This is a genomic window from Alsobacter sp. KACC 23698 (genome assembly GCF_045348435.1).
Lineage (GTDB): Bacteria > Pseudomonadota > Alphaproteobacteria > Rhizobiales > Beijerinckiaceae > Alsobacter.
Genome location: NZ_CP157484.1, coordinates 1,202,836 through 1,221,446, shown reverse-complemented (window position 1 = coordinate 1,221,446; position 18,611 = coordinate 1,202,836). Strand labels below are relative to the sequence as shown.

General features: G+C 65.7%; 17 protein-coding genes and 1 tRNA gene. 9 read left to right on the top strand and 9 right to left on the bottom strand.

The features are described 5' to 3' along the window. Positions 1 to 25: 25 nt before the first annotated feature. The 6 genes from ABEG18_RS05650 to ABEG18_RS05625 form a co-directional block, all read right to left on the bottom strand. Positions 26 to 835: an anti-sigma factor family protein gene (locus ABEG18_RS05650; protein WP_406857120.1), complete on the bottom strand. Its 810-nt coding sequence runs from the start codon at positions 833 to 835 to the stop codon at positions 26 to 28. Then, entirely contained in the window at positions 832 to 1,557 is a 726-nt protein-coding gene (locus tag ABEG18_RS05645; protein WP_406857119.1) for a sigma-70 family RNA polymerase sigma factor, read from the bottom strand. The genes ABEG18_RS05650 and ABEG18_RS05645 overlap by 4 nt, the downstream gene beginning before the upstream one ends. Then, positions 1,554 to 1,784, bottom strand: coding sequence for a hypothetical protein (locus tag ABEG18_RS05640; RefSeq protein WP_406857118.1), 231 nt, complete (start codon positions 1,782 to 1,784; stop codon positions 1,554 to 1,556). The genes ABEG18_RS05645 and ABEG18_RS05640 overlap by 4 nt, the downstream gene beginning before the upstream one ends. Positions 1,785 to 1,804: 20 nt before the next feature. Then, positions 1,805 to 2,167, bottom strand: a complete 363-nt coding sequence (locus ABEG18_RS05635) for a cupredoxin family copper-binding protein (RefSeq protein WP_406857117.1) — start codon at positions 2,165 to 2,167, stop codon at positions 1,805 to 1,807. Between the two features lie 27 nt (positions 2,168 to 2,194). Then, the gene (locus tag ABEG18_RS05630) at positions 2,195 to 3,154 is read right to left on the bottom strand and encodes a metallophosphoesterase family protein (protein WP_406857116.1); all 960 of its coding nucleotides are present in this window, start codon (positions 3,152 to 3,154) and stop codon (positions 2,195 to 2,197) included. Positions 3,155 to 4,050: 896 nt separating this feature from the next. Continuing rightward, complete coding sequence (locus tag ABEG18_RS05625) at positions 4,051 to 4,419, bottom strand: hypothetical protein (protein WP_406857115.1); 369 nt, start codon at positions 4,417 to 4,419, stop codon at positions 4,051 to 4,053. A 570-nt stretch (positions 4,420 to 4,989) separates the two neighbouring features. On the opposite strand from ABEG18_RS05625, the gene ABEG18_RS05620 reads away from it, so the two are divergent. From ABEG18_RS05620 to ABEG18_RS05580, 9 genes are all read left to right on the top strand, one after another. Further along, on the top strand, positions 4,990 to 6,387 hold the full coding sequence (locus tag ABEG18_RS05620; RefSeq protein WP_406857114.1) for a type I secretion C-terminal target domain-containing protein: 1,398 nt from the start codon (positions 4,990 to 4,992) through the stop codon (positions 6,385 to 6,387). 341 nt (positions 6,388 to 6,728) lie between these two features. Beyond that, on the top strand, positions 6,729 to 7,079 hold the full coding sequence (locus tag ABEG18_RS05615; protein WP_406857113.1) for a hypothetical protein: 351 nt from the start codon (positions 6,729 to 6,731) through the stop codon (positions 7,077 to 7,079). 134 nt (positions 7,080 to 7,213) lie between these two features. Beyond that, positions 7,214 to 7,648 carry a hypothetical protein gene (locus ABEG18_RS05610; RefSeq protein WP_406857112.1) on the top strand — a complete coding sequence of 145 codons (435 nt, stop codon included), beginning with the start codon at positions 7,214 to 7,216 and terminating at the stop codon, positions 7,646 to 7,648. 626 nt (positions 7,649 to 8,274) lie between these two features. Next, positions 8,275 to 8,694 carry an acyltransferase family protein gene (locus ABEG18_RS05605; RefSeq protein ID WP_406857111.1) on the top strand — a complete coding sequence of 140 codons (420 nt, stop codon included), beginning with the start codon at positions 8,275 to 8,277 and terminating at the stop codon, positions 8,692 to 8,694. A gap of 818 nt (positions 8,695 to 9,512) precedes the next feature. After that, a complete protein-coding gene (locus tag ABEG18_RS05600; protein WP_406857110.1) occupies positions 9,513 to 10,787 on the top strand; it encodes an efflux RND transporter periplasmic adaptor subunit in 1,275 nt (424 codons plus the stop codon). Next, positions 10,765 to 11,520 (top strand): ABC transporter ATP-binding protein, encoded by a 756-nt coding sequence (locus ABEG18_RS05595; RefSeq protein ID WP_406857109.1) that lies wholly within the window; start codon positions 10,765 to 10,767, stop codon positions 11,518 to 11,520. Before ABEG18_RS05600 ends, ABEG18_RS05595 begins: the two co-directional genes overlap by 23 nt. Beyond that, positions 11,517 to 12,734: an ABC transporter permease gene (locus tag ABEG18_RS05590; RefSeq protein WP_406857108.1), complete on the top strand. Its 1,218-nt coding sequence runs from the start codon at positions 11,517 to 11,519 to the stop codon at positions 12,732 to 12,734. The genes ABEG18_RS05595 and ABEG18_RS05590 overlap by 4 nt, the downstream gene beginning before the upstream one ends. A gap of 25 nt (positions 12,735 to 12,759) precedes the next feature. Further along, positions 12,760 to 13,569, top strand: a complete 810-nt coding sequence (locus ABEG18_RS05585; protein ID WP_406857107.1) for a LuxR C-terminal-related transcriptional regulator — start codon at positions 12,760 to 12,762, stop codon at positions 13,567 to 13,569. Positions 13,570 to 13,692: 123 nt separating this feature from the next. Then, positions 13,693 to 14,151, top strand: coding sequence for a hypothetical protein (locus tag ABEG18_RS05580; RefSeq protein WP_406857106.1), 459 nt, complete (start codon positions 13,693 to 13,695; stop codon positions 14,149 to 14,151). 85 nt (positions 14,152 to 14,236) lie between these two features. Here ABEG18_RS05580 and ABEG18_RS05575 read toward each other — a convergent pair. The 3 genes from ABEG18_RS05575 to ABEG18_RS05565 form a co-directional block, all read right to left on the bottom strand. After that, positions 14,237 to 14,311, bottom strand: a tRNA-Asn gene (locus ABEG18_RS05575). A gap of 103 nt (positions 14,312 to 14,414) precedes the next feature. Beyond that, positions 14,415 to 15,992, bottom strand: coding sequence for a hypothetical protein (locus ABEG18_RS05570; RefSeq protein ID WP_406857105.1), 1,578 nt, complete (start codon positions 15,990 to 15,992; stop codon positions 14,415 to 14,417). A 484-nt stretch (positions 15,993 to 16,476) separates the two neighbouring features. Then, positions 16,477 to 17,505, bottom strand: a complete 1,029-nt coding sequence (locus ABEG18_RS05565; RefSeq protein WP_406857104.1) for a TAXI family TRAP transporter solute-binding subunit — start codon at positions 17,503 to 17,505, stop codon at positions 16,477 to 16,479. Positions 17,506 to 18,611: the final 1,106 nt, after the last annotated feature.

Below are 18,611 nucleotides of genomic sequence, written 5' to 3'. Positions count from 1 at the left end.
CGGCTTCCGCCAGATCGACGCCCGTTCACCTAGGCGGCGGCTTGGGATTGTCCGGGTCCGTCTCCTCGAACGCCTGCCGGAAGCGGCTCAGCTCGTTCGCGCCGAGATCCGACACGGCCCAGAACGCGAGGCCGGCATGGGCCCAGCCCAGCAGGTTGTATCCATCCCGATGGACCGTGCGGCGTTGGGCGTCCGAAGCCGGCCAGATAAAGAGGTTGATGAGATGGCCGTTCCGGCGATAGACGAGCGCCGCGACAGGACGCCCCGCGACATAGTCGAGGCGCCCTCCCGCCAGCGGGAACCCCTGCCCGCTCAGGTCGACGACGGGCGGAGCGAAGTCGACCTTGCCGTTGAACCACGGCTTGACCGTGTGCTGGTCGGACGTGGCGACGTCGGTGAGATGGCTCACCTGCAGAGAGCGGACATGGCTCTCGACGAGTCCGGCCTCGAGCCCCGGGACCGCGCGCCATGTCAGCGTCATGACCAACAGGCTGGCGGCCAGGAGGCCCGCGGACGAGGCCAGCGACCAGCGCCCGAGGCCCGCACGCCAGGTGCCGGCGGCAGGCGGGGAACGCCGCCTCCCCGCCGTCGATCCGGACCGTTCGGCTGCCAGGGCGGCCTCGATCCGGGCGCGCAAAGAGACCGGCGCCGCGTGGCGCAGGCCGGGGGCCGCCAGGGCGGCCCTCGTCGCCCGGATGGAGCGCAGCATCGACGCGCAGGCCGCGCAGGCCTCGAAGTGCTCCTCGCATCCGAGCGCATGGGCGGCGTCCAGTTCGCCGTCGGCGAAGGCGTCCAGCAGCGGGCGCCACTGCGAGCAGGTCTCCCGATCGGTCATCGCGCGGCGCCTTGCATGATGGTGGCCCAGCGCCGCGCGAAGGCTCGTCGTGCGCGCGAGATCCGCGACATCACCGTGCCGATCGGCACGCCCAGCACGTCGGCGATCTCGCGGTAGGAACAGTCTTCGATGTCTCTCAACACCAGGATCTCGCGGGCGTCGTCGGGGAGGACGTCGAGGATTCGGCGGACCAATGCGTCCTCATCCTTGCGCAACAAGGCGAGTTCGGGATCGCCCTCGGCCGGGAGGCCCAGAACGGGGTCGTCCTCGCCGTCGTCGCCCTCGCCCGGGCTTCGGCTTGCGACCGGCGCCGCGCCCCGCCGGTCCCGCTCCCGCAGCGAGAGGTGGCAATGGCGCACGATGGCGAAGAGCCACGCGCGCACGCTGCCGCCCCGGAACTCGGACCAGCCGCGGAAGGCGCGCAGATAGGCCTCCTGCACGATGTCCTCGGCCCGGTCGGGGTCGCGGCAGAGATAGCGGGCGAGGTTGTAGACGGCGTCGAGATGAGGCAGGGCCTCCGTCTCGAAGTCGGGCGACGAACTGGCCGGAGCCGTCCTTGCCTGCAGGACGCCGGCGAAGCGGCGAGCCATCGCCCCGACGCCCTGCACGGCGCGATGAATGAGGGCGGCGGAGGTCCCGAGCGCCGATGGGCTCCTCGGAAGGCCGGCCGCCCCGCGCGGCGCGAAGGCAGGCGACGAACAGGCGACGTCAGCGGCGCTCATGAGGCACGGACCTCCTCTGTCGAGCGGAAGTCGTGACGGGGCGGCCGCATCGCCTCCGCACCCGGATCAAGCCGTCCGCAGGGCGCCACCACGACGGTAGGCTCGCTCAGGGCTGGCGGACCCCGATGGCCCATGGCCACCAGGCCGAGGAACGCGCAGGCCCACACGCCCAGGGTCGCGACGGCGCCGGACCATGGATGGCGGTCGTCGTCCGGATCGTCCATCATGACAGAGGCTCCGGCGGTGTCTAAGAGCCAGATTTCACGATGACCTTGCCGGTCATGTGAGGATGAAGGGAGCAGAAATAGACAATACTTCCTGTCGACTTGAAGGTCATGGAGAAGCTGTCGTCGGTATCCAGCGTCTTCGACTTGAACGACTTCTCCGCCTCCACCACCGTATGCGGGATGTCGTCGTGATTGACCCACCTCACCGTCGTGCCGGGGGAGATCGTGATCTCCGTTGGCGTGAATGTGAAGTTGTCGATGGTGATCTCGACCGGCGGGGGCGCCTGGGCGGCCACCTTCTCCTGGGCGGCGCCCACGGGCGCTCCCGCCGCCTCCCAGGCCAGGACGGCGGCGAGCCCGCATCCGAGCGGAGCGAAACGCATCCTTTTTGTAATCATGACGACCATGCCTCAGCCGGCCAACGGCTTGTCAATGATGGCGAGCGGCTGGTTCACGCGGACGAAATCAACGGTCGCGACGCCCAGATATTTCCGCAAGTCGCCTGCCGGAACCTTCAGGGGACCGGGCGACGCGGCCGTTCCGGGGGCCGGCTGCGGGAAGGCCGTCGACCGAGCCGTGTGGAAGGCCACGTTGCCTTCCACCTTCTGCATGACCTGGTGAATGTGCCCGTTGAGCACCGTCACCGAGCCGAAGCGTCTGAGCAGGGCAAGGGCTTGCGCGCTGTCGGCGGTCCCCCATCCCCATTCCGGGGCGATGGTCCACAGCGGGATGTGGGCGAAAACGACGATCGGGGCCGAGGAGGACAGCCCCGCGACGTCCTGCTCCAGCCATTGCAATTGGTCGGCGCCGAGAGCGCCGAGGCCTCCCGCCTTCAGGTTCACGACGTTGACCAGGCCGATATAGTGAACGCCGTTGAGATCGAAGCTGTACCAGCCGGCTCCCTTCGCCTTGCCGCCGAAGCGCGCCAGATAGGACTTGCCCTGTTCGTCATCGAGCAGGTCGTGCTCGCCGGGCACGTAGAACACGGGCAATCCGGCGTCCTGAATGAGCTTTTCGGCGTCGTCGAACTCCTTGTCTTTCGACAGGTGGCTGATGTCGCCCGTGTGGATCATGAAGGCGGGCTTGCTCGGAAGCGCCTTGATCCGATCGATGGCCTCACGAAGCGTGTCGAGCGCGTCCGGGTTGGCCGGCTTGTCAAAGCCGATATGGCTATCGCTGATTTGCAGGAAGGTGAAGGGCTGTGCCGGCGCCTGCGCCGCGACGGCTTTGTCGAGGGCGATGGCCTGGGGCAGGCCACCCGCGAGCGTCCAGAGCGCTCCGGTTCCCGCCCACGTCATGCATTCGAGCAAGCCGCGCCGATCAATGCCGTCCGCGTCGGGCGCAGGTGTCAGTTCGGTTGGGCCGCTCATGATCGCCTCCGGGTCTGTTGCGCGGGACCTCGTGTCCCACACAGATCAAGACCGTCCGAAGGAGCGATTTATTCCACGATGCCGATCGCACTCGCGACAGCTGGGGAGGATGTTGAGCGACCTGGGTGCGAATGCCAACCGGCCCAACGCCCGTGATCTTCTCCAGGGCGTCGGCGGCGGAATGCAGCTCGCGAGGCGCCGGCCGGAACCCTGGTGTGTCAATGGGCCGGCGGCTTTGCCGACGGTTTAGGCGCTCCGGCGCGCCAAGGCCTTCGACTGCGCTTGCGGGGGCGCCGTGGCCAATTCCGAGCGCTTCCAGCAACTGCGGGCCGAGGTGTTCGCCCAGCTAGCGCTCCGACGTATCTATGCGGAAGACTTCGTCGCGACGGCGAAGAACAGCCATCAGCGTATTCGGGGTCGTATTCGGGTGCGGGTCGCCCCTTGCGTAACGGCGCCTGTGACCAAGCGGCGGAGCTGGCCTCTCATGGCCGTGTTGGCCGGCTTGGAACACCTCGGTTTGCGCCTATGCGTCCCCCTGCCGGCGGACCGACCCACATGCTGCGCCAAGCAAGGTTTCGCGATCCTCTTGCCAATTCGGCCAAACCGACACATGAGCGGCCCACGCGCGTGTTGAATGTGACGTGGGTTGCAATGTGACGGGGCTTGCAAGTTGCCGCGGCCGCGCGCATTTCAGCGCTGGGGAGAAAGCGCTCCGCATGTTCAAGCTCGGCTCCGCAAACCTTGCAAGCGCCCGTTTGCGGTCGCCTGTCGCCCACGCCGTTTCCGCGAGCAACTCTCCTGGACCAGAATAGACGCGTTTCCGATCGCGGCGGGAGGGCTGATTAAGCCCCTCGCTTGCATCAGCGGCTCTCCCCAACCCCGCCACGGTCCTGGCTCTATCCGCCAGGGGCGGTGGCGCATTCCGGTTGTGACGCCGCCGGCCCGCTCCACCACGCCTCCGCACCGGCCAATGGCCCATTGCCGTTGTTGTCAGAGGCGAAGCCGTTGCCGTTGCCGTTGCCGACATTGCCATTTCCATTATTGTTTCCGGCATTGCCGTTGCCATTACCGTTGCCCACATTGCCGTTGCCGTTGCCGTTGCCCACATTGCCATTTCCATTGCCATTGCCATTGCCCCCGCCGCTTTGGGCGGCGAACCCGGGCAAGGGCGCTCCGAACTCCATCGGGCCGGCCGGAAACGTCAAACCCTGTTGAAACCAGCCGAGCAGGGAACAGGCGACGATGGCGGTTGTGATCGTAGTCATGGTTCGCCGGTCCTTCTGAGCGTAAAAAGGCATGCGCAAAGCTGAGCGTCGCTTACAGACGGGCGGACCGATGCGCCCCGACCCCATCCCGGCTTATGGCCCCGCCGCGATCCGCGTCCGCCGCAAGATCTCATCATTATCCGACCGGCAGCGGACGCCAACCGTCCTTTGGACGTACGTCTTGATCGAGCCTTGAGGGGCGCGCCTGGCCCACTCGTCGCCTGCGCCGCTCGGGGGGCGGACAGCGAAGTGTACGGCGCGCAGGTTAGCATCTGAAATTGGCGTCACTTTAAGCTTTGACAGGCGAGGATTACTGCCTCATTCTTCAAATTGCAGATTGGGACTGTCGAATACTACGTCTTTTCGTCCATCCGGCAGGGGGAGGGAACCGTGGGTAAATCTTCGTCCACGCGCGACCGTGACACGTCCGCCCGCAACCCCGACGCGTTCACCCGCTCGTCCCGCCCGGAGACGTCCCTCCCCGACGCTGGCGGCCATGGGTCACCGACGAATTCACCGGCTCTCGCCGCGCCGCACCCGCACGGCGGGCCAGCGCAGCCGACCTTCACGGTGACGGTCAACAGCGCCGCGCAGCCGGGGACGGTGGCTCTTTTGGGCTCCGCCAGCGCGGATCTTGATCTGCAGGGCTATGGCAATGTCGTCCTGGCCGATCCGCAGTCCGGCGGCGCCGTGACGGTTCGCGGCGGGACCGGCCTGAGCACGCTGGCGCTCGGCGACGGACCCGCCCATGTCGATCTGAAAGGCGCCTTCAACACGGTCGTTCTCGGAAACGGGGACAACGTCGTGGTCGCGGGCGACGCGACGGCGACGCTGTCTCTGGCCCATGGCATCGCCACAGTGGCCTATGATCCTGTCTTCAAGGCCACCCTGGGCCTCTCCGGCGGCGGCCCTCATCACGCAGCTCTGCTCCAGCCGGCAGCGGCGTCCAGCGTCGGAGCCTTCAGCGCCGGCACGGGCAATATCGGCGCTTTCAGTGGCTTGGCTAACGCCTCGCCCACCAACGGCACCCACAATATCGGGGTCTTTAACGGCAACGCCAATGGCGGATACGACAACGGCAACGGCAATATCGGCGCCTTCAATGGAAATCTCAATGGCCTGAACACGCCCGATCCGTCGAGCGGCGGCCACAACGGCGATTTCAATCTGGGCGCCTTCAACGGCAACAATAACGGCAACAACAATGCCGGCCCTGACAGCGGCGCCGGCAATGGAGTGGGGAATATTGGGTTCAATAACGGCAATTCGAACGGCAACGGCCCGACTCCCGGCGGGGTCGGCAAGCACGGTCCAGCTCCGTCAGCCCAGCATGGCGCGCAGCTGAAGGGCGGTTTCGACACCGTGGTGGCCGGCGATGGATCCAACAGCATCAAGGCGGTTCAAGGCTTTTCGACCATCGTCGCCGGCGACGGCGACAACGCCGTCGAGATCGCCGGATCCTACAACACGGTCGTGCTCGGGAACGGCAAGAACGTGGTCGGCGGCGTCCATGTCGACCATGCGGTGATCGTCGCGGGAGATGGCGGCGATACAATTAAGCTCTTGGGTTCGGGCGGCAATTGGATCGTGACCGGCAGCGGCGACGACGTCGTTCGCCTGTCCGGCTCAGGCAATGTCGTCAATCCCGGCGGAGCGCTCACTTACAACGCAATCTATGGCGCGCGCGGCGCCGACACTTACGTGATCGACGCCGGGGCCGGATATGACCGGATCTACGATTTCAGCGCGGGGCGCCGGGACGTTCTGGACCTCAGGCCCGCCCTGGCGGCCACGGAGTGGACGGGGCGGCCGCGCGATCTCACCCAGGTCCTGAGCGTCGTGACCAAAAGCGGCGACACCATCATCAGCGCCGCTATTGGGCCCGACGGCCAAGTCGTGGAGGTGGCCCAGCTTGTGGGCGTTCGGCTGTCGCTCAGCGACCTCGCCCATCACAGCATCCTGAGTTGACCCCGGACTCGCCGGCCTGGCCGATCATCCCCAAAGTGATGAGCTCGCTGCCGTACCTGACCGGTGGGCCTCGCCGACTGGCCGTTGGGAGTCGCGCATTGGTTTAATTCGGCGGGGTTTGCCGCAATGCAGGCGTTAACGGTCCAAGTGTGGCCTCAAGACGCGCCAGGTGACGTAATCCTTCCGACCAATCATGAATAAATCCACGGCGCTGTGTACTGCGGAAAGCCGACTGGGCGCGCTGCGCCGACTTCGACATGGTGACGAGGTGCCCAGCGGTTGCGGCACTGGACGCCACATTCTCGGACGGCGGCCATGTCAATCACATCGGGAGATCGGTCATGAAGAAATTCATCATTCCGGTTGCGGCTGGCTTTCTGGCGTTCGCGTCGATGACCTCCATGGCGTCCGCCCTGTCGATCGGAAGCGGAAATGGCAACGGCAATGGCAACGTGGGGATCGGCAACGGCAACGGCAACGGCAACGGCAACACCGGCGCCTTCAACGGCAACCTGAACGGCAACGGCAACTACGGCGTCCTGAATGGCAACCTGAACGGCAACGGAAACGTCGGCGCCCTGAACGGCAACGTGAACGGCAATGGCAATGTCGGCCTCGGCAACGGCAACGGCAACGGCAATTTCAACTGGGGCATTGGGAACGGCAACGTCAACGGCAATTTCAACCGTTAAGCCGCAGACGCCGCACAGCTTCAGAGCGTTCGCTATGCCGCCCTCGGTGGAAGGCGGCATAGCTGCGTGAAGGCCCGGGCGGCTCCGGGCGCAAACCGCGCGACGCTAGGGCGAACCCGCGATGGGAGGATGCAATGAAGACGCTTATCCTTATGTTGGGCTGCACGGCCGTCATGACAGCCGCGGTGGACGCCGCGCCAATTAAAAGGCCCGGCAAGATGACGGGAGTTCAGTTGGCGCTCAGCATCGGCAGCGGCAACGGCAACGGCAACGGCAATATCGGGCTGTTCAACGGAAATCGAAACGGCAACAACAACACCGGCTCCGGCAACGGCAATGGCAATGGAAACGGCAACGGCGCGCCTCAAACGAACGGCAATTGGGGTTACGCCAATGGCGGCACTGGCAATGTCGGCGCCTTCAATGGCCTCGGCAACACGAGCTCCACCAGCGGAAACAACAACACCGGTGCCTTCAACGGCAATCTCAACGGCGGCCTCAATAACGGAAACAACAACACCGGCGCCTTCAACGGCAATCTCAACGGCAACGGCAACACCACGCCCTAGTGGGAAGTTAGCGTTCTGCGCCGCGCAAAGGGTCAGGCGGCCTGACGACCCCAGTCCCCAACCGAGCGCCCCGCGCCCGCGCGGGGCGCTGCACGATGTTTGTTGCGTCGGCTCATCGCGCAGGTCCTCGACAAGCCGCGCGCCGTCGCAGGACCGGAGGTGTGGCCTGCGACCCAGCGCCCGGGTAGCATCGCGGCGACCGCGGACGGGTCTTACCGCTTCGAAACTGGTCCTCTCCGCTTGGCCTCAGCGCTGCGGGCGGGATGTGTCGCCAATCTGACAGCGCGCTTGCGGGGGCTGGCTGGCGCGGGGCTGTCGCACCGGCGGAGGCGCCGCCGCCCATCGGCCACTTCGCGCATGGGCCCGGCTGGTCGGTCCGGGCGTCGGGGCGATTGCACGCGCCGGCAGGCGCTGGTGCGCAGGCCTGACTGGTGTAGAGGCCTGACCGAGCCTGCCAGCTGGGCCTTGAATGGGGACCGGTGAGCCGTCATTGTCGGCGGGAGCCGTCCTCCACGATGGCGAGCGAGGCGCAAGCGGCGTTTCGTGCTGACAGCGGAATTGCAAGCTGGACGGCGTGACACCGACTCTGTGAGGGCGATCGGCCCGCCACGCGGCACCGACCCGACATGGATGACCTCCGGGCCGTCGCGGCGATCGCCATGGTCCTGTTCCATGCGGGCGTAGAGCTGGCAGGCGGCGGTTTGGTCGGCTTGGACGTATTCTTTGTCATCTCCGGCTATCTGATCACGGCGATCCTGGTGCAGGATCCGTCCGACGGGAAGGCACGGGCGGGCGGGAGGAGCCGGCCGCTGATGCATGCGCCACGGCCCTGCGTCTGCAGCGGAACGGCCGAAGGCCGGCTGTCGCTGCAGGAGGCTTCGCTGCGGCCCAGAACCGCGCCCCGATCGCCCTCGGCCCAACCGCCAAGAGCTGACCGCAGGGCGGCAGCGATCTTTTCCCTCCCTCAAGCGCTAAATATCGACGGCTGTGCGGCCGCGTTCCGCTTACAGGGGGCGAGGATGGAACAGGGGCAGCATGAGCCCTGAAGGGCTCCCTTTGGCTTAGCCAAAACGACGTGACGCCGACGGAGGATGGCGCCGTCATCCGCACCCCCCGACTAACCCCGACGCCAGTGTTGGTTTCGCACCGCCCCCTAGTGCGGACCGGCGGCGAGCAGTGCCAGGCGTTTCGCCCAAATTGGAGAGATGGGCTCGCGTGGCCTCGCGCCCGCGGAGCATGAACGGCGGACTCCAGGTGGACTCTGTTTCGCCGAGCCTTAATAGCCGACCTGCCAGGGACATGTCCGCACCTTTGCGCACCGTCAAAGCCGGGCCAGAGCGCGCTGGCTCCAGCTTGGCCAGTTCTGATGGGCTAGTTCGACTGGGCACTCGCAGTTCCGCATGTCTGGGCTGGACGACTATGGTTCCGACAATTAGCCCGTCTTAAGAACGCTTTAGCCCTGTTCCTGTTTCCTGAAGGCTGTATTCAGTATCACTTCCTTCAACGAACGAACCTGGCCCTACCACGTTCAGCGTATTGAACCATGGATTACTCGGAATTACGCTGCTACACCCTCCTTGGAGGGCACAAGAAATAAGCCAAGTAAAACCGCCATAAACATCTAAATTGGGTCACACCGTCCCGCCTCGCGCGTGCGTATGACGGGGCGATCGCCTCCCCATGACAATCGATTACAGTTCAACGTTGGTGAACGGGGATCATTGTGCACAGAGGGACAGCTTACTCGCTACTCGTCTTAGGGGCATGCACTCTGCTGCTGACGCTCAGCGGCGAATTTCTGTCCGGCTCGCTCGGCGATATCTCGCTGGAGCCGATCCGCAAAGGACTGGCCCGGACCGGGGACATGACCAGCCCACCCCAGGCGGAGCCGGACATTCTGACGGCCCCCGTCGAGCGCGGCGCCATCGAGCAGGTGGTGACCATGACAGGCGCGCTGCAAGCGGTGGTCACCGTTGATCTCGGCTCGCAGCTGCCCGGCGAAGTCTCCAAGCTTTTTGTCGATTTCAACGACGAGGTCAGCCAGGGCCAGGTGCTTGCGCAGCTCGACCAGCGCAGCTATCGCGCCCGCGTTGACGAAGGACGCGCCGCGCTGGAGATCGCGCAGGCCAATGTGCGCATCCAGCAAGCGCGGTTCGAACGAGCTCAGATCGACCTTCAGGACGCCCGTGCGCAACGCGCCGTCCTGCAGGCTAAGCTGGAGAACGCCCAGGTCCGTTTCGACGCCGCCGACCGCGATGTGCAACGCAAGCTGACGCTCCGGGCCCGGGACGCTGCGTCTGTCGCCAGCGTGGACGAGAGCCAAACCCAGCTCGCCTCCGCCAAAGCGGCGCTGCGCGAGGCTCAGGCCGTGATCGCGTTGAACAATTTCGCGGTCTCGGGCGCAGAGGTGGACGTCCGACGGTTGGAGGCCGAGCTGACCCAGGCTCTCGCGGCCGTCCCGCAACGCCAGGCGGCGCTCAAAGTCGCGACCATCGATCTCGACCGGACCACGCTGCGCTCGCCGATACACGGCGTCGTAGTCGGGCGGGCCATCAATGAAGGGCAGACCATCGCCATTGGCCTGGAGGCGCGGCCCGTCTTCACCATCGCTCAAGATCTCAGCGAAATGGAAATCCACGCCCGGGTCGACGAAACCGACATCGGCAAGATCAAGGCCGGTCAGCGGGCCAGCTTCACGGTCGACGCTCACCCGGACATGAAGTTCGACGCGCTGGTCAGACAGGTGCGCAAGGCGCCTCAGGTCAACCAGAACGTCGTAACCTATACGGTCGTCCTGCGCACCAACAACGACCGCGGACTGCTGCTGCCCGGAATGACCGCACTGGTGCGCATCACCGTCAAGCAAAGCGATGAAGTCTTGAAGATCCCAACCGCCGCCCTGCGCTACAGCCCCAAGCGCGAGGCCAGCGTGGGCGTTCCGGGCAGCCGCGCCGGGTCCTCGGTCTGGGTCGTGCAGGCTGACGGTCAACTCCGGCCGGTGCCCGTCTCCACCGGCGCCAACTCGGCCGACCAGATCGCCGTGCTGCGCGGCAATCTGACCGAGGGCGACCGCGTCGCTGTGGGAGAAGCGAGCAAACCCGCCGAACGCCGGATTTTTGGAGTTCGCATCGGCTTTTGAGGGTCCCATGCTTCTTGTCGCCAGCAACATTCACCGCGTGTTTGGGTCGGCGGGCGCCCAAGTTCCAGCCCTGCGAGGCGTGACCTTTGCGGTCGCCCGCAACGAGTTCATGGCCATCATGGGACCGTCCGGCTCGGGGAAAAGCACCCTGATGAACATCATGGGACTGCTCGACCGCCCGAGCTCCGGGCGGCTCGACATCGCCGGCCATGAGGTCACCCGGTTGAGCGACGATGAGCTCGCTGGTCTTCGCCGCCAGGTGATCGGCTTCATTTTCCAAGCTTATAATCTTTTGGGGCGCACCAATGTGCTCGACAACGTGGCCTTGCCCCTCATCTACGCCGGCGGCTCCCGGGCGCAGCGCCATGACCGCGCCAAGAAAGCCCTCGACATCGTCGGCATGAGCCACAGGACCACGCACTGGCCGTCGCAGCTTTCCGGCGGCGAGCAGCAGCGGGTCGCCATCGCCCGCGCGCTGGTGGGTGAGCCGGACCTCATCCTCGCCGACGAACCCACCGGCGCACTCGACAGCCGCACCGGCCTGCAGATCATGGACCTGTTCCGCACTCTGATCGACGCGGGCCGCACCATCGTCATGATCACGCATGATCCCGACATCGCCCGCCACGCCGACCGGATCTTGCGGATCAAAGATGGCGCGATCACCGAGGACAGCGGCGCAGCGGCCGCGCCGAATATCCGTCTCCTGTCCCGCAGCGAGGCGTCGTCATGACCCTCGCCGACGCCCTGTTGACCGCTTTCGTCGCGTTGCGGGTGAACGCGCTCAGGAGCTGCTTGACGATGCTCGGCGTCACGATCGGCGTGGCCTCAGTCGTCACCGTCTTGGCCATCGGCGCCGGCGCCCAGGCCAAGGTGGCCGAGCAGATCCGCGCGCTCGGGGCCAATGTCCTGATGATCGTGCCTGGCGCAAGCCGTCAGGGCGGCGTCACCATGAAGGCGGGCTCGCGCCAGAGTCTGACCCAGTCGGACGCTGACGCCATCGTGGTCAAGACCACCCAGGTTCGTGCGGCCGCGCCCTCAGTCTCCGGCCAGGCGCAGATCGTTCGCGACAACAAGAACTGGAATACGGTGATCAACGGCACGACGGCCAGTCACTTCATCGTCCGCGACTGGCCGATTTCGGCCGGACGCTCCTTCTACCGGGAGGAGGAGTCGGCGGCGAGCAAGGTCGCTATCCTTGGCAGCACAACAGCCAAGGAGCTGTTTGGCGATCAAAATGCGATCGGCCGTCAGATTAGGATTCTTAACGTGCCCTTTGAGGTCATTGGCCAGCTCAAGCCGAAAGGTCAGGACCAGGACGACGTCGTGTTCGTACCGATCGCAACCGCCAAGCTGCGTTTCCTGGGCGCGGCCAGCGAGGTTAACCGGGACGCGGTGGCCTACATCCTGGTTAAGGTGACGTCCGACGAGGCCTTGCCCCAGGCCCGCCGCGAAATCGAGGAGCTGCTGCGCGAGCGCCACCGGATCAGGGACGATCTGCCCAGCGATTTTCAGGTGACGGACCCGGCGGCGGCGATCACGGCGCAGCGCGGCGCGACCCAAACGATCGCCCTTTTGCTGGCCGCCATAGCCTCAGTGTCGTTGCTCGTCGGCGGCGTCAGCATCATGAACATCATGATCGTCTCGGTCACCGAACGAACCCGGGAGATCGGCATCCGCCGGGCCGTAGGGGCCCGCGGGGGCGACATCCGCAAGCAGTTCCTCTGCGAAGCCTTTGTGCTGTGCCTCACTGGGGGCGTTCTTGGAAGCCTGATCGGCGGCGCCTCGGCTTCGGTCATCTCCAGCACGGCGGGATGGCCGACAAGCGTCAGCATCGAGTCGATCGTTCTATCCCTGGGCTTTTCTGGGCTGGTCGGCCTGTTTTTCGGTTTCTACCCGGCGCATCGCGCATCCAAGGTCGAACCCGTCGAAGCGCTGAAGTCCTGACCTACCTCAACAAGGGAGGCATGCGATGAGTCAATGGCTTTCACCCCCCGTTGGAGGACGCGCGCACGGCGCAGGGGGCACGCCGGCGCTGAGTTCATTCGCGCCAGCTCTGTTAAGCGGCCTCGTCATCGTCGCCGAAAGCGCGCTGACTCGCGAGTGCTTGAGTTATGTATTGGCGGGCAACGGTTTGGCCGACGACATTAGCGCGGTCGCCCGCGTGAAGGACGTCGCCGTGCCCGCCGAACTCGCGATCCTGGACGTCGCCACAGGCAGCCTCGACCCTGACCAGATCGCAAACGCGGTCGCCGAAATCCGCAGTCGGTCATCGTGCCGAGCGCTGGTCCTTCTCGGCGGTCCCGATCCCGATCCGGACCTCGTTCGACGCCTGCACAGGCTGAGGATCGAAGGCTTCATCCCGATCTCCTACGCAGCCGACGTCGTGGTCTCCACCATCCGGCTGATCGCTTTGGGCGGAAACTTTCTGCCACACGGCGCGGGCTCGCCGAGGGCGGACGCGCCGATCGCGAGCACAAGCGAGCGGGCCGCAATGCCTGCGCCGCAGGGTGGCGGCCACGAGTGTTTGACCGCCCGCGAATGCGAGGTGGTCCGCCATCTGCGCGAGGGTCAGCAGAACAAGCGGATCGCATACGAACTTCACATATCCGAAAGCACCGTGAAGGTTCATATCCGAAACATCATGCGGAAGTTCAATCTTAGAAATCGGACCCAGGTCGCGCTGTTGGACTTGGCGGAGAGGGCCGGCGGGTTTCGAGACGCGGAGTTTACATGGGCGGCGAGGTCGTCGCGTTGGGAAACGACGTCAGCGACGTCTTAGCGCGGCGCGGATGGTTCATCGCACCGTAGCTCCTGCGATCCTAAGGCGCTTTTGGCGGACCGGCGCACTCTCCACGCTGGCCGCCTCAAAAACGCTGACTGCGTCCAACCGAGGAGCGCTTCGATGGTTTATCCGCGAACGCCGAATAGCGAGGACTCCCTGGCCGCAACCCTATGGGTCATCGACCCCGTCTCGTTTCGACGCGAGTGTCTGTGCATGACATTGGCCAGCCGCGCCCATTGGCGCGCGATTCGTGAACTCAGCGCTTGGAGCCCGCCCACTCACGAGCAGGACCGTCCAAGCGCGGTTTTGATGAACGTCGGCGCTGGCCTGAACCGCGGAATTCAGCCCAACGGGGGCTCACGCATGGTCGCCGAGATCGCCGCTGTCGCCCCCGTGTTGCTGCTCTGCGACAGTCCGGAGCCTGCCGAAAGCATCATCGCCTTCGCGCTGGGAGCGTCCGGGCTGTTTCCAGCGTCCCTTGGGGTATCGTTGCTGATCGCCTCGATCGACATGATCGCACGAGGCGGTTTCTTCCTGTCGCCGAGCGCAGCGCGCTGGCTCACTCATCATACGACATAGGGCGAGCGGTCTGGGCCTTGGAGCACTCCCCTGGATGGCGCGTTGAGCGGCCAACAGGCCACGCCGGCCTTGGGTCAATCTGGGCTGGCTGGAGTGGCAGGATTCGAACCTGCGACCAAGTGATTAACAGTCACCTGCGCTACCGCTGCGCTACACTCCATTGCGATCAGGCCCGCATCAAACAGCGTTGAATATGACTCCATCTGCCGTGCCGGACAAATCGATGCGGCGGCGAACCTCCATGCCGCCGCTATGCATCGCTTCTAAGGCGCCTCGCCGCGGAGATTATGCAAGCGATCAAGCGCTGCGGCGACCCCGGCTTTGGCGGCGACATCGTAGAGCTCACGTGCGCGTTTCGGGTCGGGCTTGACGCCGAACGCTCCTGCGACGGCGAGCACGCCAGGGTCATAGGTCTCCGCCAGCCTGAAGGCGGCCGACGGATTGCCGTTTTCGACGGCGCGCGCCAGAAGCAGGCGGGCGGCGAAATAGTCGCGTCTCTCCAGGAGTTCGACGGCGCGCTGCACGAGCTTGTCAGGCTCGCGCGACGCCGGCGGAACGGCCGGTTGGAGCGCTCTTGCGCCCGCCGCGTCGCGCGCAGAAGCGTCGGCGGAATTCGCCGCTTTGACCGATGCGGTCGAAAAGGAGGTGGCCTCGGCCAACGCCGCGCGGAGGCGGGCAGCTTCAGCTTCGTCATCCTGCGCCCGAAGCCGGGCCGCGATCACCTGTTCAGCCATCATTGAACGCTGCTTGCGCAGATCGGCCACAAGCGCGGTCTGAGTTGCGAGCAACTCCTGCGCCTGGTCGGCGGCGGCCGTGGCCGCCGTGAGCTGGCCGCGCAGAGTCTCCCGCTCCTCCAGCGCGGCGCTAGTTGCTCTCTGCAGCTCCTCGCTCCGCTTCCGCAGCGACGCCTTTTCGGCGTCGTCCTCAGCCGCTCGCAGCGTTTCGGCCGCGGCGATCCGCCCCGACGCGTCGTCGGCGCGCTCGCGTTCGGTCCTCAAAGCCGTCTCCAGAGCGCGCGCATGGTCCTGTGCGGACTTCGCCTCGGCGCGGGCGGCGTTCAATTCCGCCCGAACCGAGCCGAGCGCGGCTGTATTCTTGTCGGCGACGTCGCGCAGCGCCGCCTCCAGAATGCTGGACTGCGTTCGCTGACTGTCGAGGGCCTCGCGCAGCGAAGCCGCCTCGGACACAACGTCAGCGTCCGCCTCGCTTGTACCTGCGGCGGCGGAGCCATGCCATCTGTGCGCCTCAAGGCCGCCGCTGGCCGACGCCGGGCCAATCTCGCCTGTCGGAGGCGTCGCGGCCTGGCCAGTCTCTTGGCCGCGCTGCCCGGACGCCGGCGGTTCGACGGGCGCCGAAACCTTGAGACGGTTCACCAGCCGTCGGATGGTGTCCTGCGCTGCGGCGACCTCCTCGACCGCCTCGTTCGCCCGCCGGCGCTCGGCCGCGAGCGCCGCGTCGGTTGACTCGATGAGGCCGCCAGCGTCTCTGGCCGCCCGCCAGGCTTGAAGAATCACCGTGTACGCCGCTGAGGTCCGGGCGATCTGGTTCTGCAGCGTCTCGCCGAGCGCATGCTCGTCGGCCAGCTCGCGCTGCGCGTCGGCTTGCGCCCGCTCGCGGTCCTCCACCGCCTGGGCGGTAGCCGCCTCGGCCTGCTTTACGCGCTCGCGCAGCAGATCGAGCTCCTGCCGGGGGCCGTCGCCAGACGGGGGCGCGGACGCCGACGGGCCGGATGAAGGACCGCCCGTTTCGGGAGCAAGCGTGGCGTCAGGAAGGCGAGGCGGCGGCAGGGCTGCCGTCTGCATCGCGGCGATGAAAGCGGCGGGCGCCGCGGTGCGCACCACCGCTGCTCCTTGCTCCCCGGCCGCTTGGCCCTTGGCTCCGGCAGGCGGCGCGGCTGTCGGGCGGAGCCCCAGGTCTGCGGCGCCTCGCGGCAGCGCCGCCACGCCCAAGCCCATCACACCGATTGCCATGGCGACGCGCCGGACCCTTCGCCACGGCCGTGGCGCGGTCTGGGGAGGCGGAGGCGGGATCGCAGCCGGCCGAATGTCGCCGCTCTGCTCGTCCAGCCCTGTCCAGTGGCTCGGCGCGATAAGCACGGGTAGCCCGCTCGGGCGTAACCAGTTGCGGTTCGCCGGCGACCAACGGCCGATCTCAAACGTGCGCGCCTGTGCGTCGTAAAGCAGGACGACCGAGCCGGTCTGCGCTGTGCTGTCAATCCTTAGCATCGCCACCCCCTTGGGCTAGCCAAAAACTCCGACCTCCCAGAGCGGATGCTCGCCTCGTGGCGCCCGACCCTGTCGCGGCCTCGCCTCCGGGTCGCCGGCGTTAGGGACGGATCGCGCTGTTGCGACTGTGCATGTCGAGCCAGTCCTGGGCGCCCTTGAACCGTCGCCAGCCCGGCGCCGTGGCCGTCAAATTGACGTCCGTCCACTTAGGGTGCCTGCCCGGCTTTTGGAACTCACTGAAACGCGAAAAGAAGGCATCCACAAATCGCTGGATTCGATTGTAGCGGTCCGAGCGCTCCGGCCAGTTGAATACCGCCAAAATACTGCCGACCGCCAAGGTCTTCACCGACTCCTCGGGTCTAATAAGACCCGGATAATCCGCCGCCGTCAGACTAACGGGCAGATAATTGTCGGCGAGAGGTCCCTCGAATGGGATGGACAGGAGGTGAAACTTGTCTGGCTCGCGAAACTCGGTGATCGACCGGACCGGGCGACCGGCCACATAGGCCACAGCCTGAATTTCCCCGCGCCGCAGCCGCTCATACCCGCTCGCCTGGTCGAAGCTGGTGAAAGTCGGGGTCAAGCCCAGCGCAGAAAAAATGATCCTGGCGGTCAGGTTGGTGCCGCTGCCTTGCACGTCGATATTGACCGACTTGCCTTCGAGTTGCCGAATATCGGTGATGTCGGAGCTGGCGAGCAGGTGAACCTCCTCGCTGTACAACTTGGCGATATAGCGAAGGCGCCGGTCGGCCTCGTCCTGAAGCCCTTCGACCTTGAGCGCCTGCCGAGCGTCCAGTTGCACGATTCCGATATCAATCCCACGCAGAAACATGATGTCTTTAAGGTTCTGAAGTGACCCTCGGCCGACCACCGGAAGAATTCTCAAGGCATCGCCGTCGAGCACGGCGGCGAGGTCGGCCGCGATCTTGATGTAGGTGCCGCTGACTCCACCGGAAATCACGCCGACGCTGACTGCGTTATCGCGCCGTGCTGCGTGAGCGGCTTCCCGCTCACGCGCCAAGCCGTCAACGCCCTGCGCGCCAACCTGCGGCGCTGCCGTCAGGCTGAAAACGCCGACAGCGGCTGCAGCGATGAGGCACGTCTTCAAGACGCTAGGCAACGTTCTCATGGCGCTTCTCCTTGCGGCGCAGCTGAATTGCGAGGCGCGTCCTGACTCCTGATTCAGTCTTTAAACGAGATTTTCTAACGATTAAGCCGATTCAACAAAGTTCGGAAGTATGCCGGGCGGCCTAATTACAGACACAGAGCGAAAAACGTACTCAAGAAATCAGCCCGAAGCGGTATTGACAAAGACGGCTGGCGCGGCACGCAATCAGCGGTCCGGCCCCGACGGGCGAACTACCGCCTGACCGCCTATTGAGGGCGCCCGACGCGCTCGCGCCTTGACGAGAGATCGTTGCTTCAGCCGGACCCGAGCCCTTCACGGCCAGGGCGCGCGGCGCGCTCGCGACGATAAGCCGTCGCGCTCATGCGGTCAGGCGCTTAATGCCAAGTTCGTGGCTTGGGGGGCGCCCGGCCCGCCCAGGCCATGGGTCAGGCAAGCGCGCACTCGGCACGCCTTGCGGCCCGACGCCGCCTTTTCGGGCCATCGTGACGCCCCAGGAAGTCAGATCCAGATCCTCAGTGCTGTGGGCGTCCGGGTTTGATGATGAAAAGACACGTCAAATCAAGCGCCGTTGGTTGTGAACAGCGGACTACTTCAGTTCAGATGGGCGCTGGCGGCTGACGAGGCATACAGCCCTACAAGCACGAAGGGGGCCAGTATAGATCTCATAGGCACGCAGTCCTTTCATGGCGCCCCTCCGCTGAGTTTTCATCACTGTATGAGGAGCGGGCACACAAATCGATTTTTGGCGGACGGCTCTCTGATCCGAGCGAGGGAGAAGCTAGTGTGCCGCCACGGCTCCGTCCTGAAGAGCTGGTGTAATCGGGATCGCTGGGAGGTCGAAAGCAGTCCGGCGGGGTCCCGAGAACGGCCGGGCATTTCCCTTAGAAATAAGCGGGCACCAAAAAAGCCGCGAAGCGGGGGCTGATGCTGCGGGGCTTACAGCTGAGCGTCGATTTGACGGCAATGGCGGCGACTGCTTCCGACAATCAGACGAACTCGATCATAGCGGCCGTCACGACCAAGCCCTCCTCCTTCGACGCCTTCTCGACCCCCATCCGGAGGGCGACTGCGTTGAGCCGCCGCCATGCCGCCGAAAGGATGTTCGG

Coding starts and splice junctions, on each gene's coding strand:
- ABEG18_RS05590 (WP_406857108.1), top strand. CDS start 11,517: ATGACCCTCGCCGACGCCCTGTTGACCGCTTTCGTCGCGTTGCGGGTG.
- ABEG18_RS05565 (WP_406857104.1), bottom strand. CDS start 17,505: ATGAGAACGTTGCCTAGCGTCTTGAAGACGTGCCTCATCGCTGCAGCC.
- ABEG18_RS05645 (WP_406857119.1), bottom strand. CDS start 1,557: ATGAGCGCCGCTGACGTCGCCTGTTCGTCGCCTGCCTTCGCGCCGCGC.
- ABEG18_RS05600 (WP_406857110.1), top strand. CDS start 9,513: ATGACCAGCCCACCCCAGGCGGAGCCGGACATTCTGACGGCCCCCGTC.
- ABEG18_RS05585 (WP_406857107.1), top strand. CDS start 12,760: ATGAGTCAATGGCTTTCACCCCCCGTTGGAGGACGCGCGCACGGCGCA.
- ABEG18_RS05640 (WP_406857118.1), bottom strand. CDS start 1,784: ATGATGGACGATCCGGACGACGACCGCCATCCATGGTCCGGCGCCGTC.
- ABEG18_RS05625 (WP_406857115.1), bottom strand. CDS start 4,419: ATGACTACGATCACAACCGCCATCGTCGCCTGTTCCCTGCTCGGCTGG.
- ABEG18_RS05580 (WP_406857106.1), top strand. CDS start 13,693: ATGGTTTATCCGCGAACGCCGAATAGCGAGGACTCCCTGGCCGCAACC.
- ABEG18_RS05630 (WP_406857116.1), bottom strand. CDS start 3,154: ATGAGCGGCCCAACCGAACTGACACCTGCGCCCGACGCGGACGGCATT.
- ABEG18_RS05650 (WP_406857120.1), bottom strand. CDS start 835: ATGACCGATCGGGAGACCTGCTCGCAGTGGCGCCCGCTGCTGGACGCC.
- ABEG18_RS05635 (WP_406857117.1), bottom strand. CDS start 2,167: ATGCGTTTCGCTCCGCTCGGATGCGGGCTCGCCGCCGTCCTGGCCTGG.
- ABEG18_RS05610 (WP_406857112.1), top strand. CDS start 7,214: ATGAAGACGCTTATCCTTATGTTGGGCTGCACGGCCGTCATGACAGCC.
- ABEG18_RS05615 (WP_406857113.1), top strand. CDS start 6,729: ATGAAGAAATTCATCATTCCGGTTGCGGCTGGCTTTCTGGCGTTCGCG.
- ABEG18_RS05605 (WP_406857111.1), top strand. CDS start 8,275: ATGGATGACCTCCGGGCCGTCGCGGCGATCGCCATGGTCCTGTTCCAT.